This window comes from Bradyrhizobium oligotrophicum S58, from assembly GCF_000344805.1.
GTDB classification, from domain to species: domain Bacteria; phylum Pseudomonadota; class Alphaproteobacteria; order Rhizobiales; family Xanthobacteraceae; genus Bradyrhizobium; species Bradyrhizobium oligotrophicum.
Genome location: NC_020453.1, coordinates 7,222,300 through 7,245,737, shown reverse-complemented (window position 1 = coordinate 7,245,737; position 23,438 = coordinate 7,222,300). Strand labels below are relative to the sequence as shown.

Below are 23,438 nucleotides of genomic sequence, written 5' to 3'. Positions count from 1 at the left end.
GCGCGCAACACCACCAGTGCCGTCCCGGGCAGGCCACGAGCGCGCGATAGCGCGATCGTGGCACCGACCCGGAACCCATACTCCTGTCTGGCGATCTATCCCTCGATCTTTGTCCCGCCCACTCTTTCGTCACGACCGACGAGGAACGCGACAGCGCCGGCGGCTTGGATAAGCGCTGCGCAGATGAACACCCATGGTGCGGCTCCCCCTGATATCGAGGACGATCGATATTCCAAGGCGCGAATAAAGCCGAACGCAGCGGGCGCGAACGCATAAGTCCCTTGGCTGATTGCGACAATGAGCGGAACCACCCGGGACACGTCCTCTTTGCTGAATTCGGCCTGCGCGATCAGCGGTGGCAGTGACGTGTTGTTTCCTATGCCCGCGCCGAACAGCAGGATTCCCAGAAACAACAAGGGCAGATTGTCGCCGGCTGCAAACAAGAACGCGAGCGATCCCACAATTTGCAGAATGCAATTGCCGCCACTGAACAAACGGCGATCGGCCCCCGCGGGCATCAGCCAACCGACGAGCGTACGCCCTGCAATAGCGGCAGCCGTAGCCAAGCCCGCCACGAAGCCGGCAAGTTGCTCGCCCAACGCCGGTACGAGCAATGAAAATAGATGAGCGAGAAGTCCGATCTGCGCAAACAGGCTGAGGCTCATGCCCGCTGCGAGTGTGATGAATCTTCGATCTCGCCATAGTTGGTTGCCCGGGCATGATCTTTCGATCGGCGGCGCCGGGCGCGAAATGGGCGCGACGCCATCAGGGATCAATCCCATCTGCTCTGGCATCTTGGCGAAGTACACATCCGCCAAAATCCAGATCACGACAATCATGACGAGGCCGATCGCCACCGTGGCCCAAGGAAATCCGAACAGCCCTATCGTGGCGACCCAGAGCGGTGAGAAGACGACGCCCGCGATGCTTGCCCCGTTATAGGCTGAAGATAGCGCCGCCGGCCGCGTTCGCACGAACCATGGTGCAATGATTGCGTTGACTGCAGCGGCGCCCATGGTCGCCCATCCGACGCCGCTGACAAGCGTTGCGGCAAAAAGCTGCCAAGGTTCTTTGGCAAACGCCCAGCCCGCGACGCCGACCGCAAGCGTGATGGATCCAACCTTGGTAACACGCGACACGCCGAAATGCCGGTATAGCTTCGGCAGATTTGCGACCACGAGCGCACCAAACAGATAGTGGGCCGTTACCGCCATGGAAACGACGCTCAGCGACCACCCCCGCGTTTCCTGGACGGTGTGCAGGTAGATGGGGGGACCGTAGAAGCCGACTCCCCAGCCGAGCGTCGCAAGCACGAATACGGCTGCAACGACGCGCCACCCATAGAAGATATCCGTCTTCTTGCTGCCCTGCATGACCCCGCCATTCGGCTTGAAGTGCGTCCACGCCTTCGGCGGAGCGTATGGCCGGAAGGGCGTGTCGCTCACAAGCTAGGCCGAACTCGACGCAGGATGCTTCGACCACGATCGAAGCATCTACCTCGCCATATCTAGATGATGGTGGGTGGAAGTCCGCCCGTTCGGAGACGATTTGGCAGGATCGTTACCCATCCAACAACCGGAGGAATTGACAGATGCGCATTCTCATCGTTGGCGCCGGAGCCATTGGCGGATATTTCGGCGGCAGGATGCTGCAAGCCGGCCGCGACATCACCTTTCTGGTGCGACCGCGGCGCGCGGCAGAGCTTGCAGCCGCGGGCCTCGTGATAAAAAGCCCCAACGGAGACGTCACACTGAAGGATCCGCCCGTTGTCCAGGCCGACACCATCAAGGACAAGTTTGACGTCGTGCTGTTGAGTTGCAAGGCCTACGACCTCGACGATGCGATCAAGTCGTTGGCACCGGCGGTAGGCGAGAATACCTCGATCATCCCGCTGCTCAACGGCATGCGTCATCTGGACGTTCTCGACAAACAATTTGGAGCGAGCCACGTGCTCGGAGGGCTTTGCCTGACGGCGGTAACACTGAACGATAAGCGGGAGGTGGTCCAGCTCGGCCCGATACAGTCGCTTGGTTTCGGCGAGCGCGACGGCAAGATGTCACACCGGGTTCGCGCCATTGCGGACCTCGTCGGAAACTGCAATTTCGACGGCGCGGCGAGCGAGACTGTCCTGCAGGACATGTGGGAGAAATGGGTGTTCCTCGCGTCGAACGCAGCCTCGACCAGCTTGATGCGTGCACCGATCGGCATGATCTTGGCGGCGCCCGGCGGCAGGGACTTCCTACTTGGCATTCTCGACGAAAGCAGGGTAGTCGCGACCGCGGAAGGCTCGTCGCTCACCGCATCGATGTTCCGCGACATCAAGGCAGGCCAACCGATCGAAGCCGACCATGTGATTGGCGACCTGATTGCGCGCGCTGACGCCGCAAGAATTCCGGTGCCCCGGCTTCGCACGGCCTACACGCATCTGAAGGCCTACGAGCAAACGCGCCGCTGATCGCGTCCCGTCGTCTACATCGCCGATATGGTGGAGTGACTGACGGAAAATGGTGTCACCGTCGCAGCCGGGATCTTATTCTGAAAAAAATAAATCTGTTGCGCTTTTTCGGGAATTGTGATTGTCTGTGCGCATCCCGCCTCGAGCAAAGGGGCGTAGCGCGCGATCGTCACGACACGCGAGGCGGGGAGCGGTGGCCGCGGATTGCCGCAGCGTGCTTTCGGGTGCGCGGACGAACGGTGATGTGCGGACGTGAAGTCGCGTGGTCCTGGCGCCCCGATGCTGGCGTCAAGTTCGCGGTGATGCTTCAAGCATCTCGCGGGCGACGGTGGCTAACAAGCCCGGACACCGGGGAGATCGCGTATAAACGTGAAGACCATCGCGCAGGGAAGGCCGGGCGTTCTCGGCTGCACCTGTGGTACCTGCCGCCTGCATTCTTTTTCGCAGGCGGGCCGCAGGCGTCAGCCGACGCCTGGCCTTCCCTGCGCCCTTTGCATTGTCGAGGGGCACGATGATCGCAAAGCTCGGGCATCAGATGCCGCGAGATTGCCTGGACTTGTCACGCTGTTTGAGATGCGAAACCGCTCCTGCAACAGGCGTCATTGCGAGCGCAGCGAAGCAATCCAGGGCCGAGCAAGGACTCTGGATTGCTTCGCTGCGCTCGCAATGACGGTGAGAGTGAAGCGTCCGCTCGCTTTAGCCGATCGAGCCATCGCTCACCGCCGCCTGCAACGCCGCGCTGGCCTCCTCGCGATGGCTCGCCGGCATCGCCGCCTAGACGTGGCCCTGCGGCCGCAGCGCGCGGCCGAGCGCCATCAGCGGGAAGTAATGGCGGTACATGCCGTAGCGGAGCATGAAGGCGCGGGAGAGTTCCGGGCCCTGCATCAGCCGCTCCGACAATGCGGGATCGGTCAGCTTGATGGTCTGGCCGACGCCGTAGCCGGGGAAGCCGGTGCCGGTGAATTCCGGCTCGTCCCAGGTGCCGGCCGACTGGCGCTCGACCAGCCACATGCAGCCCCGCTCGATCGCGTCCTTATCCTGCGGGCGGTTGGCGGCGAGCAGCGCCATCAGCGCCCAGGCGGTCTGCGACGCCGTGGTGGTGCCGCGGCCGACCGCGCTGACGTCCATGTACGAGGCGCAGCTCTCGCCCCATCCGCCATCGGGCTGCTGGTGTTGAAGCAGCCAGTCGCAGGCCCGGCCGATATAGGGCTGCGTCATGTCCTCGCCGATCGCCGCCAGCGCCGGCAGCACCGCGCCGGTGCCGTAGACGTAGTTGACGCCCCAGCGGCCGAACCAGGGGCCAGTCGGCTCCTGCTCCCGTCGGATGTAGTCCAGCGCGCGCACCATGGACGGATGGTTGCGCGAGATGCCGAGCTTGCCGAACGCCTCGACGATGTGCGCGGTGACGTCCACCGAGGGTGGATCGAGCGCCTCGCCATAGTCGCAGAACGGAATCTTGGTCAGGATCTTCTGATTGTTGTCCTTGTCGAAGGCGCCCCAGCCGCCGCCTTCGCTCTGCATGCCGATCAGCCAGTCGACGCCGAGCTGGATGGACTCGTCGATGCCCTTGGCCTTCCACTTCGGATCATGGCGCAGCGGCGCCAGCGCGATCAGCGCCACCGCCGTGTCGTCGGTGTCGGGGTAATAGTTGTTGGCGTATTCGAACGCCCAGCCGCCGGGCTTGACGTGCGGCAGCTTGACCGACCAATCGCCGGGCACGCGCACCTGGCGCTCCAGCACCCAGTTCACCGCCTTGTCGACCGCTTCGGGATAATCGCCGAGCACGCCGGAATCGTCGAAGGCGAGCAGGGTCAGGATGGTGTCCCACACCGGGCTGTTGGTCGCCTGAATGTAGCTGGCGTCACCGACATCGACGCGCCAGCCGGGATCGTTCAGAGCATCGAGGCCCTTGGTGAGGACGGGGTGGTCGAGCGGATAACCTTCCGAATAAAGCGCCATCAGGCCGTAGATCCAGGGCGGCTGGATGCCGCCCCAGGCGCCGTCGAAATCCTGGTGACGAATCATCCATTCCAGCACGCGGCTGGTGGCCGCAGGCCTGAACAGGCCGAGATTGAGCCGGTTGCCGAAGTTCTGAAGGGCGTGAAGCACCTTGTCGGCGCCGCGGAAGAACCTGTCCCAGCCGCCGGCATTGGCCTTGACCGGCAGATCGTAATCGAACGCAGCGCGTCCGCGCGGAAAAAGTGCGTCCAGCCGATTCTCCGGCGGCAGCGGCCGGCTCGGCCGCCGTGCCGACAGCACCGCGATCGGCATCAGGGTGGCGCGCGCCCATTGCGCGAAATTGTAGATCGAGAACGGAAACCAGACCGGAAACCAGATCACCTCGGGCGGAATGTTCGGGGTCTTCTCCCATGGCCATTCGCCGATCAGCGCCAGCCAATAGCGCGTGAACACGCGGATGTTGCGCAGGCCGCCCTTGGCCTCGATCCATTCGCGCGCCCGGCGCACCGGCGGCTCGTCATCCCGGAAACCGAGCGAGCGGAGCGCGGCATAGGCCTCCACGGTCGCGTTGATGTCGCCATTGGGCGCGCCGAAATAGACCTGCCAGGCGCCGTCGGGCCGCTGGCTGTCGAGCAGCGACTGTCCGAGGCGCTTGCGCAAGGGGTGATCCTCGAGCCCCATGAACCACAGTGCGAGGCACCATTGCGCCTCCATGCAGGCGTTGGATTCGGCTCGGCCGACCCAGTGTCCATCAGGCTTCTGGCTGGCGATCAGCCAGTCCGCTGCCGCCCGCACCGTCGATTGCAGGGCGGTCTGGTAATTCCCGGGGTCGCGCGGCGCGCGCGCGGAGGCCGAGCTGGTCAAAGTCATCACGATCCCTCTGGCGGCCTCACAACGCCGCTGCAGCAATGGAATTCACCCCGCCCTATAGGGAATTTCGTCGCCAAATCCAATCAACTGGCCGTAGCGAGCAAGATCATATCGGAAACAAAAAAAGTACAAAGAGAGGCATTCCGCCTCAGCATAGCGCAGCCGCTCCGGCCTCGGTGTGACGCGGCTCACGCAGCAGAAGGCCACTCAAGCCGGCAGGTAATTGCGCAGCAAAGGCAGGAAGAAGATGGCGACCGTCATCAGGAAGCCGATCGTCCACAGGATCGAGCGCAGCGAGGGTCTGTCGCCGATGTAGGTGAGCACGTAGGCCGCGCGCACGATCACGAACAGCACCGACAGCTCGTTGACCAGGTTTTGAGGCGCGCCCCGGAACTCGGCCAGCAACACGGCCGCGGCGAAGAACGGGAACGCCTCGATGCCGTTCTGGTGGGCGCCCAGTGCCCGCTCGCGGATGCCACCGTCATAGAAGGCGGGATCGCGGGGCCGGGCATTGTCGTAGCGACCGGCGCCATCGACGCTGATCCATTTCGCCGGCACGATCGTTAGCAGGTACAGCATGACGCAGGCAAAAATGCATAATTCGGCAATCGTCATGGCTCCTCCGGCCCGATGACATCGGTGAAATGGCCCTTATCTTGACAATGTTGAAACAAGCCGCCAAGCCACGTCCTTCACCAGTCCTGGGCATCATGACCGCCGCCATCTCTCTCGACAATGCCAGGCCTCTTGATGCCGAGCCTCTTGATGCCAAGCCGTTGCCGGTCGCGAACGCTGCGCGCGTCGGCGTGCTGCTGGTCAATCTCGGCACGCCGGATACGGCTGATGCCGCCGGGGTCCGGGTCTATCTGAAGGAATTCCTGTCCGACCGCCGCGTGATCGAGGACCAGGGCCTGCTGTGGAAGATCATCCTCAACGGCATCATCCTGAACGTCCGCCCGCGCAAGAAGGCGAGGGATTATCAGTCGATCTGGAACAACGAAAAGAACGAATCGCCGCTGAAGACGATCACGCGTGCGCAGAGCGAGAAGCTCGCCGCCAGCATTGCCGACCGCAGCCACGTCGTCGTCGACTGGGCGATGCGCTACGGCAATCCGTCGATCAAGGCCGGTGTCGATGGTCTCATGGCCAAAGGATGCGATCGTATCCTCGTGGTGCCGCTCTATCCGCAATATTCAGCCGCGACCTCTGCGACCGTGTGCGACGAGGCGTTCCGCGTGCTGACGGAGCTTCGTGCGCAGCCGACGCTCCGCGTCACGCCGCCTTATTACAACGACGGTTTCTACATCGAGGCGCTGGCGGTCTCGATCGAGGATCATCTTAAGACGCTGCCCTACGCGCCCGAGCTGATCGTGGCCTCGTTCCACGGCATGCCCAAGGAATATGTCGACAAGGGCGATCCCTATCGCGAGCAGTGCGTTGCGACCACCGAGCTGCTGCGCAAGCGGCTCGGCATGGACGACACCAAGCTGCTGCTGACGTTCCAGTCGCGCTTCGGTTTCTCGGAGTGGTTGCAGCCCTATACCGACAAGACCATCGAGAAGCTCGCCAAGGACGGCGTCAAGCGCATCGCCGTGGTGATGCCGGGCTTTGCCGCCGATTGCCTCGAGACACTGGAGGAGATCTCCGGCGAGAATTGCGAGATCTTCAAGCACAATGGCGGCGAGGAATTCTCCGCGGTGCCCTGCCTGAACGACAGCGCGCCGGGCATGGAGGTGCTGCGTCAATTGGTGCTGCGCGAGCTGCAGGGCTGGCTCTGAGTCCTCGGCGGTACTGCCGGCCTGCTAGGTAAGCTCCAGGCCCGCGCAAGGTTAACGGCCGCGCGGCCGTCGAAAATACTTTCCTGAACCGCGACCATCGGACCCCCGACAAAATCATGTAGCAATCCCTAGATTGTGATTGCTGCAGAGGCTGGTGAGGGGACGGATGTCTCCTCCCTTGGAGGATCCATGAGCGGTTTCGACGTTTTCGCCATATTGCTGGTGCTGCTGGTCATCGTCACCCTCTATTCGGGCGTGAAGACCGTGCCGCAGGGCTTCGACTGGACCGTCGAGCGGTTCGGCAAATACACCGGCACCCTGTCGCCGGGCCTCAACATCATCGTGCCCTTCTTCGATCGCATCGGTCGCAAGATCAACATGATGGAGCAGGTGATCGACATTCCCGAGCAGGAGGTCATCACCAAGGACAACGCCACCGTGACGGTCGACGGCGTCGCGTTCTACCAGGTGTTCGACGCGGCCAAGGCGAGCTATGAGGTCGCCAACCTCAACCAGGCGATCGTCACCCTGACGATGACCAACATCCGCTCGGTGATGGGCGCGATGGACCTCGATCAGGTGCTGTCGCATCGCGACGAGATCAACGAGCGGCTGCTGCGCGTCGTCGATGCCGCGGTGTCGCCATGGGGTCTCAAGGTCAACCGAATCGAGATCAAGGACATTGTGCCGCCGGCCGATCTGGTCGAGGCGATGGGCCGGCAGATGAAGGCGGAGCGCGTCAAGCGTGCCGACATCCTGCAGGCCGAGGGCCAGCGGCAGTCGGAGATCCTGCGCGCGGAAGGCGCCAAGCAGAGCCAGATCCTGCAGGCGGAGGGCCGCCGCGAGTCGGCGTTTCTCGATGCCCAGGCGCGCGAGCGCGCGGCCGAAGCCGAGGCCAAGGCGACGCAGATGGTGTCGGACGCGATCTCGAAAGGCGACGTCGCCGCGCTCAACTACTTCATCGCCGACAAATACATCAAGGCGTTCGGCCAGCTCGCCGATTCACCGAACCAGAAGGTGATCATGCTGCCGCTCGAGGCCACCGGCATGCTGGCCTCGCTCGCCGGCATCGGCGAGATCGCCAAGGCGACGTTCGGCGAGAGTTCTGCCTCTGCCGTGGCGGCAGCGCGCCGCGGCGGTTCGGTGCCGTCAGCGGGCACACCGCCGGCGCCGCCCGTGCCGCCGCGGACGTAGAGCGGAGGAGGTCGTCATGAGCGACATGTTCGTCACGCTCGGCACCTGGAACTGGCTGATCTTCGGCGTCCTGCTGATGGCGCTGGAGCTGCTGGCGCCCGGCATCTTCCTGTTCTGGCTCGGGCTCGCCGCGCTGCTGGTCGGCCTGATCTCGTTCGTCACAACGCCGGGATGGCAGCTGCAGATCCTGATGTTTGCGCTGTTTGCGATCGCCGCCGTCCCGCTGTGGCGGCGCCTGGCACGCACCAATGCTGCGCCGTCGCAGGACAATCCCTTTCTCAACCGCCGCTCGGCGGCGCTGGTCGGCCGCGTCTTCACCTTGGAGAAGCCGATCATCGACGGCAACGGCACCGTCCGCATCGACGACACGGTGTGGCGCGTCGCCGGCCCGGACACGCCGGCTGGCAGCCGCGTCCGCATCGTCCAGGCGGATGGCGCACATCTGACGGTGACGGCGGCTTAGGTCTGCGGGCGACGTCGTTCGATTGAGGCGACGGCCTCACCACGTCATTGCGAGCGAAGCGACGTGTCCGCCGTAGCTCGAAGAGCGAAGGCGGAAGCAATCCAGAGTCGTTTCCAAAGCCCTGGATTGCTTCGTCGCTTCGCTCCTCGCAATGACGGGGAGAGAGCGTTGCCTAATTCTGCAATCTTACGCCCAGCATCACCACCGTGCCCGACGATCCGGCACCCGTGATGTTGGAATCGAGCCTGTCATAGCGCAGCGAGCCCTTGACCCAGAGATTCCTGGTCATCTTGTAGACGAGGTTGCCTTCGGCCGAATAGGTGCGGTCGCTGCGGCCGTAGCCCTGATAGTCGAGCGTGCCGAAGCTGAACTTGCCGATGCCGGTCAGCCAGCGGCGGAAATCGTGGTCGACCTGCACCGTATAGGTGCGCACCAGCACGCCCGAGGCGCCGGCCACGGTGGTCTCCGCAAGCTGGGTATCGGAGAGAAACCGCGCGGTGGTCAGCGGCGTCGCCGACCACACCAGCGAGGCCGTGGTCAGGAAGCCCTGCAGCCGGTTCAGCCTTGGATCGACATAGCTGCGGGTGGCGTAACCCATCGAGAGCTCGCCGGTCAGAAGCCGGGTAAACTCGAACGAGGTGCCGGCCTTGGCATAGCCGCCCGAGGAGTCGCGCTGGTAGCCGGAACGATCGAACCTTTCGTCGTGGACGCGGCTGTCGCCCTGGATCTCGGCGAACGGCTTCAGGCCCGGCAGGATCTCGTAGGACGCGCGGCCGATGCCGCCGAACTGGTTGTAGTTGCGGTCGTCGTTCGACGTCATTGTGCCGTCGGTCAGCTTGCTCTGCTGATAGCTGGTGCGGTCGGCGGTGGCGCCGGCCGAGATCTGCAGCCGGTTGAAGCGCTGGTCGACGCCGACGGTGGTACCGAGCGTGGTGTAGACCGGATAGCGCGCCAATCCCGCCTGCACGCTGGGGCTGCCGGGATTGTCGGTCGCCGCGCGCAGCCGCAGCTGCGCGCCGACCGAGGTGTCTCTGTTGACGTCGAGGCGGCCGTCGACATGGCCGGTGAAGTCCGGGCGGTCGAGCGTAGTCGGCGCCGAATTGATGCCGCCGTCCATGGTCGCGGGCAAGGTGCTGCCATAGCCGGTGAAGGATCCCCTGAGGTCGGCGACGAGGGCATGACGCTCCCAGTTCGACACCGCCAGGAATTCGGGCGCGATCATCCAGACCGGCATGCCGCGCTCCTTGGCGAGCCGGGCCGGATTGCTGTCATAGCCAGCCGAGAGCTCGACCGCGCCCTTGATCAGGAACGGGCCGACATAGTCGCCGACCGCGCCGAACGGGTCGTCGTCGATCTTGAGCCGCTTGCGCGGCGGCTGGCCGGGGACGGTGCCCGCCATGGCGGGGGACACCGGCTGCCTGTTGGCGGTGGCGGACGGCGGCAAGGTCGGGCGCAACTGCCCGGTCAGCTCGCCGGAGGGCGGCGTGCCGGGTCCCGGCGGCGGCTTGGGCCGCGCCTGGGCGGGATAATATTTCGGCTTCTTCCGGGTGCGGTTCAGCGAATCATAGCCGAATTCGGCGGCTCCGCTGGCAGCGGGCACGCCGGGCAGGGGCACCTGCGCCCGGCGCGACGAACTGCTCGGAGCAGGCGTGGCGGGCAGCCCTGGCGTCGGAACGGCGTCGGACAACCCGCTCACCGCGGTTCGGCGCAGCGGAGAATCCTGCGGAGCGAGGAAGCCGTCACGCACCGGCCGGAATGCGTCGATGGTCTGGGAGTGGGCCGCCTCGGTGCCCACAACGCCGAGCAGCAGGCATGCGGCGGAGGCGCCGCGCCACATCGCGCGCCTCGCGCGGCCGCTGTCAGGCCTCCACCCCACGATGAAAATACTCCAACAAAATCAATTGCGTCGTCGGGCCACCCCGCGCCGCCGGCAAACCGCGTCGTTAAGGGAGTAAAAACAAATATGGTTAATGGGCTGTTGATGACGCCTTGCCGCCTTACCCATGCTAAAGAGCGGCGCCTGACTGTCTCAGCCTTGGAAGCCCGGATGCCGAGATCGAAGCCGTTGACCGACGCCGTTCCTGCGAACGCAGATATCCAATCAGCGCTGCGCACCCTGGATGCGGGCAGCAATGGCATTGCCGCGATTGCCGCGGCGCTGTCAGGCCCGCTGGGACCGTCCTTCGTCGCCGCCGTCGAGCTGATCCGCCAGGCCAAGGGCCGCGCGATCCTGACGGGCCTCGGCAAGTCCGGCCATGTCGCGCGCAAGATGGCCGCCACGCTCGCCTCGACCGGAACGCCCGCCTTCTTCGTGCATTCGGCCGAAGCGGGCCATGGCGATCTCGGCATGATCACCTCGGACGACGTCGTGATTGCGCTGTCGTGGTCCGGCGAGCAGCCGGAGATGAAGACGCTGGTCAACTACGCCAAGCGCTTCGCGATCCCGCTGATCGCCATCACCTCCAACGCGCAGTCGTCGCTCGGGCAGGCGGCCCGGACCGTGCTGGAACTGCCGAAAGCCCGCGAGGCCTGTCCGCACAATCTGGCGCCGACCACCTCGACCCTGATGCAGGCCGCAATCGGTGACGCGCTCGCGATCGCGCTCTTGGAAGGCCGCGGCTTCACCGCGCTGGAATTCGCCAACTTCCATCCGGGCGGCAAGCTCGGCGCCATGCTCAAGCATATCTCGGACCTGATGCGCTCGGGCGACGCGGTGCCGTTGAGGCCGCTCGGCACCGGCATGCCGGACGCCCTCGCCGAAATGTCCGCGAAGGGGCTCGGCTGCGTCGTCATCGTCGACGGCCGCGGCCATGTCGCGGGCATCATCACCGACGGCGATCTCCGGCGGAAAATGCGCGCCGATCTCTTGTCCGCATCGGTCGACGAGATCATGACCGCGAACCCGCGCACCGTCCGCCGCGAGGCGCTCGCCTCCGAGGCGCTGGAGATCCTGAACTCCGCCAAGATCACGACCCTGATCGTGACCGACGGCGCCAAGCCGGTCGGCATCCTGCACATGCACGACCTGTTGCGGGCAGGGGTGGCGTGATCTTCTAGATCGCCGCGGCCGATCGCGGGAAGCGTGCGGCGCGTGGCTCCAGGGGCAATCCAAGCGCGTTGGCAAGGCAGGAGACCGTGCGGTAGAAGCCGCACAGCAGGATGATCTCCAGCACCTGGTCTTCCGTGTAGCAGGCCCTCAAGCGTGCAAACTCGGTCTCTTCGAGGCTGGCACGGGCATGCAGCGCGTCCACCGCTGCGATCAGCACCTGCTCCTGCTCCGACCAGCATGGCGCATCCGCCGGGTCCAGCACCGTGGCGTCGATCTGTTGCGGCGTCAGGGCGGCTGCGGCTGCGAAGGTTGCGACATGGACGCCCCATTCATATTCGCAGGAATTGAGCGCGCAGGTGCGGTCGATGACGATCTCGCGGACGCGCAGCGATAGCGGACCGCGATCCAGCAGGCTGCCGCTGCGGAATTTGTCCCAGGCGCGCGTGTGGCCGGCCATGACGCGGAACAGCATCAAGGGCGGCGCGCCGCGCATGATCTGATCGAACTGGGCTTGAATGTCGGGTGCGTAGGGCGGCTGCAGAGCCGCAATGCGTGGCATGATGACGTCCTTTCGGCCGGTGTGCTACATATAACGTAGCAGCATGCTACGCTTTCCGTAGCGCTTTACAACGCCCGGGAGATCACGAAATGTCGCGCTCCACCAAGCCTCCTCGGGTGCGCGGGTCGCGCACGGGCCGGCCGATCATGGTGCTACTCGATCTGCTCGGCCGGCGCTGGTCGCTGCGCATCCTGTGGGAGCTGCGCGCCGGCGCGCTCACGTCGCGCGCACTTCGCGCCGCCTGCGATGATGTGTCTCCGACCGTGCTGCAGACCCGGCTGGACGAACTGCGCGGGGCCGGCTTCCTCGAACTTGGGGACGATGGCTATGGGTTGACGCCGCTCGGGCGGGAGCTGCTGGAGAATTTCCTGCCGCTGCATCGTTTCGCCGACCGCTGGAGCAAGCAGGTGGAATGAGCGGCAGGGCAGGGCCACCATGTTGATGTACGACTGTCTGCCTCCGATCCATCGTGGTATGGCTCCTGGAATGACCCAAAGGCGGGGCAATGCCTGACCAATTCGATCTCGACAAATATCTCGCGCGCATCGGTTATCGCGGGCCGCTGACGCCGACGTTCGAAACGCTGGCCGGATTGCAGGCCGCGCATGTCGACGCGATCGCGTTCGAGGGGCTGGATCCGCTGCTCGGCCGCCCCGTGAACATCGATCTCGCATCGGTGCAGGCCAAGATCGTCGACGGCCGCCGCGGCGGCTATTGCTTCGAGCAGAATGCGCTGCTGAAGGCGGCGCTCGAGACGATCGGCTTCGCCGTCACGCCGCTCTCGGCGCGGGTGCGCTGGCGGCTCGATGCGGTCGCGCCGCTGACGCCGCGCACGCACATGATGCTCAAGGTCGACCTGCCCGAGGGGCCTCATCTCGCCGATGTCGGATTCGGCTCCTGCCTGCTCGATACGCCGCTGCAGATGGTGCCCGACATCGAGCAGCCGACCGCGATGGGCACGTTCCGCCTGACGCAGGCTGACGGGCTTCATTGGCTCGCGGCGAAGCAGCCGGCCGGCTGGCGCACGATGTATGCGTTCGACCTCGTGCCGCAGATCCATGCCGACTACATGCTCGGCAACTGGTTCACCTCGACCAGCCCGTTGACACCGTTCACCTCGGTGCTGATCCTGGAGCGGTTGACGCCGGAGGCGCGCTACAAGCTGGTCAATCGCCGCCTCGTCATCGAGGCGCGCGACGGCGAGGTCAGGAGCGAACAGATCATCGAGACGCCCGCGGCATTGCGCAGCGTGATCGACGAGTTGTTCGGCGTGACGCTGCCCGTGCCTGTGGAAGACGTCTGGGCGCGGATCGGGGACTGACCAGGATGCAGGACGCGCTTCGGCTGGATTCTTATCTCGCGCGCATCGGCTATCAGGGGCCGCTGGCGCCTGACCTGTCGACACTGACCGCGTTGCAGGCCGCGCATGTCGACGCGATCCCGTTCGAGGCGCTCGATCCGCTCATGGGACGTCCCGTCCATGTCGATCTGCCCTCGGTGCAGCAGAAGCTCGTGCTCAGCCGGCGCGGCGGCTACTGCTTCGAGCAGAACGTGCTGTTCCAGGCGGCGCTGGAAGCGGTCGGCTTCGAGGTCACCGGCCTCACGGGGCGCGTGCGTTGGCGCTCCGCACCTGACGATCCGCTCGGGCCGCGCCAGCACATGATGCTGCTGGTCGAGGTCGATGGGCGGCCGCATCTCGTCGATGTCGGCTTCGGCATCTGCATGATGGATGCGCCGATCAGCCTCGAGATCGGGCTCGAGCAGCAGACGGCGATGGGCACCTTTCGCATCGGCACCTGGAACGGGCTCACCACGATCAGCGCGAAACAGCCGGCGGGCTGGCGCATGATGTACGCGTTCGACCTGGTGCCGCAGATCCATGCCGACTACGTGCTCGGCAGCTGGTACACGTCGACCAGCCCGAATGTGCCGGCCACGCACACGCTGACGATGGAGCGTGTGTCGCGCGGCGTGCGCCACAAGCTGGTCAATCGCCGCTCCATCGTGGAGGCACGCGATGGCGAGCTCATCGAGGAGCGCGTGATCGAGAGCGCCGCCGAGCTCGGCCGCGTCATCGACGAGATATTCCGGGTGACGCCACCGGTGCCGGTCGAAGACATCTGGGCACGTACCAAGGCCTGATCATTCGCGGATTGCGCGAGCCAATTCGTGTGTTCGCGTTCTCAGCGCAGACATCATCACGTGCGAACTGCATTTGAATGGAATGTCGGTGCGGCCATTGTGCTTATCTTAAGAGTCGCAGCTTTAGGTTGCGGGAACCAAGGGGGCTCGCGGCGTCCTGCCGTCGAACGTTGGGGACCGTCAACCATGACTGACATCGTGATGCTCGCGGCGCGCGCAATCCTTGAGGGCACGCCCGCTGCAGAGCCGGGCCGCTGTCGCTGCATGCGGCCTCATCCCGCCTGACATCAGAGCCGCGCGAGCCGCGGCTCATCCGAGCTGGCCTGATGGCCAGGACGGGTGGGGGCTTCACGGTGAACCGTCGACTCTGACGCTTCGACGCTCATCCGATCGATCATGGAACGTCGACCTGACCTGCCACTTCAGGCCGTGCGGGGATTCATGTCGACGAAGCCCCCACCCCTTTTTTGTTTCACGCTCTGCCGACTGGACGCGATCTTGACCCCACAGACGGTGCGCTCCCCTCCCCCTTGCGGGGAGGGGTCGGGGGTGGGGGTCCACGAGTCGCGCTCTACGTGATGAGAGCTAAGCCATAGCTCCGCGGGCGAACCGCTTATTGGAGTCTACTTCCTCACCGCGTCATTGCGAGCGCAGCGAAGCAATCCAGAGTCGCTTGCTTGGCCCTGGATTGCTTCGCTGCGCTCGCGATGACGGACGTAGCTAAGATAGAGAGCGTCCGCGAGAGCTGCGATTGCCGCACGCCAGTTCAGGCGACCGACGAATTTTACGCCGTTCAGCGCCCGGAGACCCCCACCCCCGACCCCTCCCCGCAAGGGGGAGAGGAGTGCACCGACATCGCGGCGAGAGGTGGAGTCCAACTAGTATTCACGCCGCTCAGCGCGGCAGCTCGGTCTTGCCCATCAGGAACTTGTCGACCGCCTGGGCGCAGAGGCGGCCCTCGCGGATGGCCCACACCACCAGCGACTGGCCGCGGCGCATGTCGCCGGCGGAGAACACCTTCGGCAGCGAGGTCTGGTAGTCCGTCAAATTGGCCTTGACGTTGCCGCGCGGGTCGAGGTCGACGCCGAGGCTCTTGAGCAGGCCTTCGTGCACCGGATGCACGAAGCCCATCGCCAGCAGCACCAGATCGGCGGCGAGCGCGAACTCGGTGCCCGGGATCGGCTTGAACTGGCCATCGACGCGCACGCAATGCAGCGTCTTGACGGCGCCGTTCTCGCCCTCGAACTTCTGCGTCAGCACCGCGAACTCGCGCACGGCGCCCTCGGCCTGGCTCGACGACGTCCGCATCTTCAGCGGCCAGTTCGGCCAGGTCAGCGCCTTGTTCTCGCGCTCCGGCGGCGCCGGCATGATCTCGAGCTGGGTGACGGACTTGGCGCCCTGGCGCAGCGAGGTGCCGATACAGTCGCTGCCGGTGTCGCCGCCGCCGATCACGACGACATGCTTGCCGCCGGCGAGGATCTCGGTGGCGTTCACAGGCTCATTGCCCACGCGGCGGTTCTGCTGCGGCAGGAAGTCCATCGCGTAGTGGATGCCGGCGAGATCGCGGCCGGGGATCGGCAGGTCGCGCGGCGCTTCCGCGCCGCCGGTCAGCGCGACGGCATCGTAGTCCTTCAGCAGGCTCTTGGTGTCCAAACCGTCCTTGCCGCCGACGTTGACGCCGTAATGGAAGGTGATGCCTTCGCCCTCCATCTGCCCGACGCGGCGGTCGATGATGCCCTTCTCCATCTTGAAGTCGGGAATGCCGTAGCGCAGCAGACCGCCGGCCTTGGCGTTCTTCTCAAAGACATGAACGTCATGACCGGCGCGCGCGAGCTGCTGCGCGCAGGCCATGCCGGCCGGGCCGGCGCCGACGACCGCGATCTTCTTGCCGGTCTTGACGGCGGCCGGCTCGGGCTTGATCCAGCCCTGCTCGAAGGCCTTGTCGACGATGGCGCATTCGATCGTCTTGATGGTCACCGGATTGTCGTCGATGTTCAGCGTGCACGACGCCTCGCACGGGGCCGGGCAGATGCGCCCCGTGAATTCCGGGAAGTTGTTGGTCGAGTGCAGGTTGCGCGACGCCTCTTCCCAGTTGCCGTTGTAGATCAGGTCGTTCCAGTCCGGGATCTGGTTGTTGACCGGGCAGCCTGGCGTGCCCGGCGCGGCCGAGCCGGTGCCGTGGCAGTAGGGAATGCCGCAGTTCATGCAGCGCGCCGCCTGGTCGCGCAGCTCCTTCTCGGAGAGCGGCACCACGAATTCGTTGAAGTTCTTCAGCCGTTCGGCAACCGGCGCGTACTTGCGATCGTGCCGCTCGATTTCGAGAAAACCTGTGACCTTGCCCATGACCTGTGACGTCCCTGACTGCTCGGGCCTCACGGTTCGAGACGGCGCCTGCGCGCCTCCTCACCACGAGGGTTTAGTTTCCTGCTTCTCCTCACCCTGAGGAGCGGCGCTTGCGCCGCGTCTCGAAGGGCGAGGCCCGTCTGCTTCATTCCGTCATTGCGAGGAGCCGGAGGCGACGAAGCAATCCAGACTTTCTTCATGGCCCTGGATTGCTTCCGCCTACGCCCTAGGGGCTTCGGCGGACAAGTCGCTGCGCTCGCAATGACGTCCTTGGTTAGTGCCGTGCGCCTCAAGCCCCGATCGCGATCTTCGGCTCGGCGTCGGCGTTGGCCGCGAGCTCCTTCAGGGCCCGGCGGTACTCCACCGGCATCACCTTGCGGAACTTCGACGCATAGTCCTTCCAGTTCGCCAGGATGTCGGCGGCGCGCTTGGAGCCAGTGGCCTTGGCGTGACGCGAGATCAGGACGTGCAGGCGCTCGATGTCCGAGGCCAGCAGGTTCTTGAACACGTCGACCCGGCCATGCGCCTCGAGATCACCCATCTGGTGATAGGTGTCCTCCGCGATCATCTCCTCCGACAGCACCGGCTCGAGCTCGACCATCGCCATGTTGCAATGCTTGTCGAAGTCGCCGGCCTCGTCGAGCACATAGGCGACGCCGCCCGACATGCCCGCGGCGAAGTTGCGCCCGGTCTTGCCGAGCACGACGACGATGCCGCCGGTCATGTATTCGCAGCAATGGTCGCCCGCGCCCTCGACCACGGCGACCGCACCCGAGTTGCGGACCGCGAAGCGCTCACCGGCGATGCCCCGGAAGTAGCACTCGCCGGAGATGGCGCCATACATCACGGTGTTGCCGACGATGATCGATTCCTCCGGCACGATGCCGGAGTTGCGCGGCGGCTTGATGATGATGCGGCCGCCGGACAGGCCCTTGCCGACATAGTCGTTGCCTTCGCCTTCGAGCTCGAAGGTCACGCCGTGCGCCAGCCAGGCGCCGAAGGCCTGTCCCGACGTGCCCTTCAGGCTGACATGGATCGTGTCCTGCGGCAGGCCGGCATGGCCGTAGATCTTGGCCACCGCGCCCGAGAGCATCGCGCCCGCCGAACGGTCGGTGTTGTTGATCTCGGCCTCGATCTTGACCGGCGCGCCGCGATCGAGCGCGGGTCTGGCCTGATCGATCAGCGTGCGGTCGAGCACGGCTTCGAGATGATGGTTCTGCTGCTCGGCGTGATGGATCTTCTGGCCCGGCTCCGCCTTCTGCTTCACGAACAACTTGGAAAAGTCGAGGCCACGGGCCTTCCAATGCGCCACCAGCCTGGACTGGTCGAGCATCTGGGTCTGGCCGACCATCTCGTCGAACGAGCGGTAGCCGAGAGCAGCCATGATCTCGCGGACTTCTTCGGCGACGAAGAAGAAGTAGTTGATGACGTGCTCGGGCTGGCCGGTGAAGCGCTTGCGCAGTACCGGGTCCTGGGTCGCGACGCCCACGGGACAGGTGTTGAGGTGGCACTTGCGCATCATGATGCAGCCGGCCGCGATCAGGGGCGCGGTGGCGAAGCCGAACTCGTCGGCGCCGAGCAGGGCACCGATGACGACGTCACGTCCGGTGCGGAAGCCGCCGTCGACTTGGACCACGATGCGGCTGCGCAGCCGCTCGCGCACCAGGGTCTGGTGGGTTTCGGCAAGGCCGATTTCCCACGGCGAGCCCGCATGCTTGATCGAGGTGAGGGGAGAGGCACCGGTGCCGCCCTCATAACCCGCAATCGTGACATGGTCGGCGCGCGCCTTGGCGACACCGGCCGCGACAGTGCCGACGCCGATCTCGGACACCAGCTTGACCGAGACCTGACCGTCGGGATTGACGTTCTTCAGGTCGTAGATCAGCTGCGCGAGATCCTCGATCGAGTAGATGTCGTGATGCGGCGGCGGCGAGATCAGGCCCACACCCGGCGTGGAGTGGCGCACGCGAGCGATGGTGGCGTCGACCTTATGGCCGGGCAATTGGCCGCCTTCGCCGGGCTTGGCCCCCTGCGCCATCTTGATCTGCATCATGTCGGAGTTGACGAGATACTCCGTCGTCACGCCGAACCGGCCCGAGGCGACCTGCTTGATCGCCGAGCGCATGGAATCGCCGTTCGGCAGCGGCTTGAAGCGATCGGCTTCCTCGCCGCCTTCACCGGTGTTCGACTTGCCTCCGATCCGGTTCATGGCGATCGCGAGCGTGGTGTGCGCCTCGCGCGAGATCGAGCCGAACGACATCGCACCGGTGGCGAAGCGCTTGACGATGTCCTTGGCGGGCTCGACCTGGTCGAGCGGCACGGGCTTGCGCTTGTCGTCCTCGGCCGACCTGATCCGGAACAGGCCGCGCAAGGTCAGGAGCCGCTCGGACTGCTCGTTGAGCAGCTTGGCGAACGCCTGATAGCGCTCCTGCGAATTGCCGCGCACCGCATGCTGCAGCGTCGCGACCGACTCCGCGGTCCAGGCGTGGTCCTCGCCGCGGGTGCGGAAGGCATATTCGCCGCCGACGTCGAGCGCAGTCTTGTAGACCAGCGCGTCGCCGAACGCATCGCGATGGCGGCGCGTGGTCTCCTCGGCGATCTCGGCAAGGCCGACGCCTTCGATCCGGGTATGGGTGCCGTAGAAGAACTTCTGCACGAACTCGCCGCGCAGGCCGACCGCGTCGAAGATCTGCGCGCCGCAATAGGACTGGTAGGTCGAGATGCCCATCTTCGACATGACCTTGAGCAGGCCCTTGCCGATCGACTTGATGTAGCGCTTGACGACCTCGTAGTCGCTCAGCGCACCCGGCAGCTTGTCCTTCAGCGCGACGATGGTCTCGAAGGCCAGATAGGGGTTGATCGCCTCGGCGCCGTAACCGGCCAGGCACGCGAAGTGATGCACCTCGCGCGGCTCACCGGACTCGACGACCAGACCGACGGAGGTGCGCAGGCCGGTGCGGATCAGGTGATGATGCACGGCGGCGCAGGCGAGCAGCGACGGGATCGGAATCCGGTCGGCAGAGACCATGCGGTCGGACAGGATGATGATGTTGACGCCCTCGCGCACCGCGGCCTCGGCGCGGCCGCAGAGATCGTCGAGCACCTGCTCGAAGCCGGCCGCGCCCAGGCTCGCATCGAAGGTGGTATCGAGCGTGCGCGAGACGAAGTGGCTGTCGGAGACCTCCGAGATCGAGCGGATCTTCTCCAGGTCCGCATCGGTCAGGATCGGCTGATGCACTTCGAGCCGCTTGGTCGAGGCGACGCCTTCGAGGTCGAACAGGTTCGGCCGGGGACCGATGATCGAGACCAGGCTCATCACCAGCTCCTCGCGGATCGGATCGATCGGCGGGTTGGTGACCTGGGCGAAGTTCTGCTTGAAGTAGGTGAACAGGAGCTTGGGCTTGTCCGACAGCGCCGAGATCGGCGCGTCGTTGCCCATCGAGCCCATGGCTTCCTCGCCGGTCGCAGCCATCGGCGTCATCAAGAGGCTGATGTCTTCCTGGCTGTAGCCGAACGCCTGCTGGCGATCGAGCAGCGGCAGGTTTGTGCGCGCGCCCTTGGTCGCCACGTCCGGCAGCTTCTCGACCTGGATCTGGGTGCGGCCGAGCCACTCGGTGTACGGATGGCTGGCGGCCAGCTGTGCCTTGATCTCGTCGTCGGGAATCAGGCGGCCCTGCTCGAGATCGACCAGCAGCATCTTGCCGGGCTGCAGCCGCCACTTGGTGACGATCTGGTCCTCCGGAATCTTCAGCACGCCCATCTCGGACGCCATCACGATGCGGTCGTCCTTGGTGACGAGATAGCGCGCCGGCCGCAGGCCGTTGCGGTCGAGCGTGGCGCCGATCTGGCGGCCGTCGGTGAAGGCGATCGCAGCCGGGCCGTCCCACGGCTCCATCAGCGCGGCGTGATATTCGTAGAACGAACGGCGCTCCTCGCTCATCAGCGGATTGCCGGCCCACGCCTCCGGGATCATCATCATGACCGCGTGCGGCAGCGAGTAGCCGCCCTGCACCAGGAATTCGAGCGCGTTGTCGAAGCAGGCGGTGTCGGACTGGCCTTCATAGGAGATCGGCCAGAGGCGGCTGATGTCCTTGCCGAACAGCTCCGACGACACCGAGGCCTGCCGCGCCGCCATCCAGTTGACGTTGCCGCGCAAGGTGTTGATCTCGCCGTTATGCGCGATCATTCGGTACGGATGCGCCAGCGACCAGGTCGGGAAGGTGTTGGTCGAGAAGCGCTGGTGCACCAGCGCCAGCGCGCTCTCGAAGTCCGGCTCGTGCAGATCGGCGTAGTACTTGCCGAGCTGGTCGGCCAGGAACATGCCCTTGTAGATCACGGTCCGGCACGACAGCGAGCACGGGTAATAGCCCGACATGCCGCGGTCGCGCCGTTGGTAGATCGCCTGCGAGATCGACTTTCTGAGGATGTAGAGCTTGCGCTCGAACTCGTCCTCGGTCTTGGCGGCGCCGTTGCGGCCGATGAACACCTGCATGGTGCGCGGCTCGGTCGGCTTCACGGTGACGCCGAGCGAGGAGTTGTCGGTCGGCACGTCGCGCCAGCCGAGCAGCACCAGGCCTTCGTCCTCGATCTGGTCGGCGATGATGCTCTTGATGACGTTCCGCCACGCTTCGTCGCGCGGCATGAACAGCGCGCCGATGGCATATTCGCCGGGGGCGGGCAGGGTGAAGCCGAGCTCCTTCGCCTTGCGCGAGAAGAAGGCGTGCGGGATCTGCACCAGGATGCCGGCGCCGTCGCCGAAGCGCGGATCGGCGCCGACGGCGCCGCGGTGCTCGAGATTGCACAGGATGTTCAGCGCGTCGGAGACGATCTGATGCGACTTCTGGCCCTTGATGTTGGCGATGAAGCCGACGCCGCAGGAATCCTTCTCCTGCGAGGGGTCATAGAGGCCCTCGGCTTCGGGGCGCCACGTATGCAGCTCGCGGGTGATCTCGGCCGGTTTTTCACGCGAATCCACAGCCTGCACCGCGCCGCCCAACTTTCCGTGCTCGACCTTCGATCCGCTCATATCCGTCCCCATCAATTATTGGTCAGGGCCTTCACCACAGTCCGGTACAGTCCGGCGCACCCCGGGCGCTGCGCGGCCCCTCTCCGGAACCAACGCTCGTCCTTCTCAGCGAGCCGCATTTGCAGAATTCAGGCCAGGGTCCGGGGGACTAAGTCCCCTCTGGACGATCACGGCCTGTTCATGTCGCAGCGCCCCATGTCGTAACGTGATTGGGCGCCGTAACATCATTGCAAAGTCTCGGTCACCTTTGCAACGAAATTTTAGACAGCATTTCTGTCCTAAAACGCAAGATGCCAAACTTTAACCTATCACACAAGCGCGTCCGAGTCCTTCGGCCAAGCCGCTCTCCAGGCCATAAACCCCGGCAAATCTTCCGGCTGGGAACGCCGCACCGGCGCCTGCCGATCACGCGTTGCGCGCGATTTTGAAATCCAACGCCTCGATCCCGCCCCCTCTCCGACCCAGGACCGCCGGAATCACGGCAGAACTTCCGCGACACTTGAGAAGAAGCGAACAGCTTCACGTGCGGGGGCATGCAGGAGCTTTGAGCCATGAAGTTGCTAGTTGGAGCCGTCTCAGCCTCTTTGATCGCGGCATTTGCCGCGCAGGCCGAGCCGCTGCCGCCGTCGGGCATCCGCGCGCCCTATACGGCGGTCTCCGATTTCGATGCGCCTTATCCGGATCTGCCGCCGCCGGCCGTCGTGCCCGCGCCGCCGCCGCGCTACGGCTACCGGCCGGGCCCTGACTACGGCTACCGCGACGAGCGCTATGTGCCGCCGGCGCCGGTGTACCGCCAGGATGGCTATCGAGACGGCTACCAGCCGGACTATGGCTACGCGCCGGCCTTCCTGCCGGTGCATGAGGTCTATGCGATCCTGCGCGACAACGGCTTTTCGCCGCTCGGCGCGCCGCGCCAGCGCGGCAATGTCTATGTCGTGGCGGTGCTCGACCGCGAGGGCGAGGACGGCAAGCTCGTCGTCGATGCCCGCTCCGGCCGCATCCTGCGCTTCGTGCCGGCATCCCAATGGGGCGACGACTATGAGCGGATGCGCTACGAGCCGGCGCCGCGCGGCGGCCTCGATCGTCTGCCGCCGCCGAGCGTGATCCGGGCCGATCCGCGCCTGGTGCCCCCGATGCCTGCCACGCCCCGGGTGGCCAATGCGATGCCGGCCCAGCTGCCGAAGGTGCCGACACCCGCCGCCCGGCCGGTGGCGCCCGCGCCGCAGACCGCCGCGCTCAATCCGAAACCGGCCGAGGCGGCCAAGCCGGTTGCGCCCCGGCCCGCGGACATCAAGCCGGCCGAGGCCAAGCCTGTCGACGTAAAGCCTGTCGACGTGAAGCCCGTCGAGACGAAGCCGGTCGAGGCCAAGGCGGAGCAGCCGAAAGCGGTTGAGGCCAAGCCGGTTGAGGCCAAGGCACCGGAGGCGAAGGCACCGGAAGCGAAAGCATCGGAGGCGAAGCCGGCCGACGCAAAGCCTGTCCAATCGGCCGCGGCCACACCGCAGACGACCGCCTCCGTGCCCCCACCGGCTGCGAAGCCGGCGCCGCAGATCTTGCCGACGGCAAAGATGCCGCCGGCTCAGGGGCTGGACTAAGCCGT

16 protein-coding genes are annotated in these 23,438 nt (G+C 65.4%); 9 read left to right on the top strand and 7 right to left on the bottom strand.

What is annotated here, in order from left to right:
* Positions 1 to 95: 95 nt before the first annotated feature.
* Entirely contained in the window at positions 96 to 1,373 is a 1,278-nt protein-coding gene (locus tag S58_RS31460) for an MFS transporter (protein ID WP_042341040.1), read from the bottom strand.
* A 218-nt stretch (positions 1,374 to 1,591) separates the two neighbouring features.
* Between S58_RS31460 and panE the strand changes: the two genes are divergently transcribed.
* A complete protein-coding gene (gene panE / locus S58_RS31455) occupies positions 1,592 to 2,455 on the top strand; it encodes a 2-dehydropantoate 2-reductase (protein WP_015669478.1) in 864 nt (287 codons plus the stop codon).
* Positions 2,456 to 3,229: 774 nt separating this feature from the next.
* On the opposite strand, the gene shc is transcribed toward panE, so the two are convergent.
* Both shc and S58_RS31445 read right to left on the bottom strand, forming a co-directional pair.
* Positions 3,230 to 5,284: a squalene--hopene cyclase gene (shc, locus tag S58_RS31450; protein WP_015669477.1), complete on the bottom strand. Its 2,055-nt coding sequence runs from the start codon at positions 5,282 to 5,284 to the stop codon at positions 3,230 to 3,232.
* 207 nt (positions 5,285 to 5,491) lie between these two features.
* Positions 5,492 to 5,899: an MAPEG family protein gene (locus tag S58_RS31445; RefSeq protein WP_015669476.1), complete on the bottom strand. Its 408-nt coding sequence runs from the start codon at positions 5,897 to 5,899 to the stop codon at positions 5,492 to 5,494.
* A 95-nt stretch (positions 5,900 to 5,994) separates the two neighbouring features.
* Between S58_RS31445 and hemH the strand changes: the two genes are divergently transcribed.
* The 3 genes from hemH to S58_RS31430 all read left to right on the top strand — a co-directional run bounded on the left by hemH (position 5,995) and on the right by S58_RS31430 (position 8,719).
* On the top strand, positions 5,995 to 7,062 hold the full coding sequence (gene hemH / locus S58_RS31440) for a ferrochelatase (RefSeq protein ID WP_015669475.1): 1,068 nt from the start codon (positions 5,995 to 5,997) through the stop codon (positions 7,060 to 7,062).
* A 189-nt stretch (positions 7,063 to 7,251) separates the two neighbouring features.
* Positions 7,252 to 8,256: an SPFH domain-containing protein gene (locus tag S58_RS31435; RefSeq protein ID WP_015669474.1), complete on the top strand. Its 1,005-nt coding sequence runs from the start codon at positions 7,252 to 7,254 to the stop codon at positions 8,254 to 8,256.
* A gap of 16 nt (positions 8,257 to 8,272) precedes the next feature.
* Entirely contained in the window at positions 8,273 to 8,719 is a 447-nt protein-coding gene (locus tag S58_RS31430) for an NfeD family protein (RefSeq protein ID WP_015669473.1), read from the top strand.
* Between the two features lie 172 nt (positions 8,720 to 8,891).
* Here the strand turns inward: S58_RS31430 and S58_RS31425 are convergent, their stop codons facing one another.
* Entirely contained in the window at positions 8,892 to 10,595 is a 1,704-nt protein-coding gene (locus tag S58_RS31425; protein WP_042340342.1) for an outer membrane beta-barrel protein, read from the bottom strand.
* A gap of 171 nt (positions 10,596 to 10,766) precedes the next feature.
* Between S58_RS31425 and S58_RS31420 the strand changes: the two genes are divergently transcribed.
* Complete coding sequence (locus S58_RS31420; RefSeq protein ID WP_042340341.1) at positions 10,767 to 11,768, top strand: KpsF/GutQ family sugar-phosphate isomerase; 1,002 nt, start codon at positions 10,767 to 10,769, stop codon at positions 11,766 to 11,768.
* 4 nt (positions 11,769 to 11,772) lie between these two features.
* On the opposite strand, the gene S58_RS31415 is transcribed toward S58_RS31420, so the two are convergent.
* The gene (locus tag S58_RS31415; protein ID WP_015669470.1) at positions 11,773 to 12,327 is read right to left on the bottom strand and encodes a carboxymuconolactone decarboxylase family protein; all 555 of its coding nucleotides are present in this window, start codon (positions 12,325 to 12,327) and stop codon (positions 11,773 to 11,775) included.
* Between the two features lie 89 nt (positions 12,328 to 12,416).
* Here S58_RS31415 and S58_RS31410 point away from each other — a divergent pair, with 89 nt between their 5' ends.
* The 3 genes from S58_RS31410 (at position 12,417) to S58_RS31400 (ending at position 14,469) form a co-directional block, all read left to right on the top strand.
* The gene (locus S58_RS31410) at positions 12,417 to 12,743 is read left to right on the top strand and encodes a winged helix-turn-helix transcriptional regulator (protein ID WP_015669469.1); all 327 of its coding nucleotides are present in this window, start codon (positions 12,417 to 12,419) and stop codon (positions 12,741 to 12,743) included.
* Positions 12,744 to 12,832: 89 nt separating this feature from the next.
* Positions 12,833 to 13,648: an arylamine N-acetyltransferase family protein gene (locus S58_RS31405; protein WP_015669468.1), complete on the top strand. Its 816-nt coding sequence runs from the start codon at positions 12,833 to 12,835 to the stop codon at positions 13,646 to 13,648.
* A gap of 5 nt (positions 13,649 to 13,653) precedes the next feature.
* Entirely contained in the window at positions 13,654 to 14,469 is an 816-nt protein-coding gene (locus S58_RS31400) for an arylamine N-acetyltransferase family protein (protein ID WP_042340340.1), read from the top strand.
* A gap of 894 nt (positions 14,470 to 15,363) precedes the next feature.
* Here the strand turns inward: S58_RS31400 and S58_RS31395 are convergent.
* Both S58_RS31395 and gltB read right to left on the bottom strand, forming a co-directional pair.
* Positions 15,364 to 16,812 (bottom strand): glutamate synthase subunit beta, encoded by a 1,449-nt coding sequence (locus S58_RS31395; RefSeq protein WP_015669466.1) that lies wholly within the window; start codon positions 16,810 to 16,812, stop codon positions 15,364 to 15,366.
* 289 nt (positions 16,813 to 17,101) lie between these two features.
* Positions 17,102 to 21,838, bottom strand: coding sequence for a glutamate synthase large subunit (gene gltB, locus S58_RS31390; protein ID WP_042340339.1), 4,737 nt, complete (start codon positions 21,836 to 21,838; stop codon positions 17,102 to 17,104).
* A gap of 551 nt (positions 21,839 to 22,389) precedes the next feature.
* On the opposite strand from gltB, the gene S58_RS31385 reads away from it, so the two are divergent.
* On the top strand, positions 22,390 to 23,433 hold the full coding sequence (locus S58_RS31385) for a hypothetical protein (protein ID WP_015669464.1): 1,044 nt from the start codon (positions 22,390 to 22,392) through the stop codon (positions 23,431 to 23,433).
* The last annotated feature ends 5 nt before the right edge of the window (positions 23,434 to 23,438 follow it).

Excerpts from the sequence above, each read along its gene's own strand:
- S58_RS31460 (WP_042341040.1), bottom strand. The coding sequence starts at position 1,373 with ATGCAGGGCAGCAAGAAGACGGATATCTTCTATGGGTGGCGCGTCGTT.
- S58_RS31400 (WP_042340340.1), top strand. The coding sequence starts at position 13,654 with ATGCAGGACGCGCTTCGGCTGGATTCTTATCTCGCGCGCATCGGCTAT.
- hemH (WP_015669475.1), top strand. The coding sequence starts at position 5,995 with ATGACCGCCGCCATCTCTCTCGACAATGCCAGGCCTCTTGATGCCGAG.
- S58_RS31385 (WP_015669464.1), top strand. The coding sequence starts at position 22,390 with ATGAAGTTGCTAGTTGGAGCCGTCTCAGCCTCTTTGATCGCGGCATTT.
- gltB (WP_042340339.1), bottom strand. The coding sequence starts at position 21,838 with ATGAGCGGATCGAAGGTCGAGCACGGAAAGTTGGGCGGCGCGGTGCAG.
- shc (WP_015669477.1), bottom strand. The coding sequence starts at position 5,284 with ATGACTTTGACCAGCTCGGCCTCCGCGCGCGCGCCGCGCGACCCCGGG.
- S58_RS31415 (WP_015669470.1), bottom strand. The coding sequence starts at position 12,327 with ATGCCACGCATTGCGGCTCTGCAGCCGCCCTACGCACCCGACATTCAA.
- panE (WP_015669478.1), top strand. The coding sequence starts at position 1,592 with ATGCGCATTCTCATCGTTGGCGCCGGAGCCATTGGCGGATATTTCGGC.
- S58_RS31445 (WP_015669476.1), bottom strand. The coding sequence starts at position 5,899 with ATGACGATTGCCGAATTATGCATTTTTGCCTGCGTCATGCTGTACCTG.
- S58_RS31420 (WP_042340341.1), top strand. The coding sequence starts at position 10,767 with ATGCCGAGATCGAAGCCGTTGACCGACGCCGTTCCTGCGAACGCAGAT.
- S58_RS31435 (WP_015669474.1), top strand. The coding sequence starts at position 7,252 with ATGAGCGGTTTCGACGTTTTCGCCATATTGCTGGTGCTGCTGGTCATC.
- S58_RS31410 (WP_015669469.1), top strand. The coding sequence starts at position 12,417 with ATGTCGCGCTCCACCAAGCCTCCTCGGGTGCGCGGGTCGCGCACGGGC.
- S58_RS31395 (WP_015669466.1), bottom strand. The coding sequence starts at position 16,812 with ATGGGCAAGGTCACAGGTTTTCTCGAAATCGAGCGGCACGATCGCAAG.
- S58_RS31405 (WP_015669468.1), top strand. The coding sequence starts at position 12,833 with ATGCCTGACCAATTCGATCTCGACAAATATCTCGCGCGCATCGGTTAT.
- S58_RS31430 (WP_015669473.1), top strand. The coding sequence starts at position 8,273 with ATGAGCGACATGTTCGTCACGCTCGGCACCTGGAACTGGCTGATCTTC.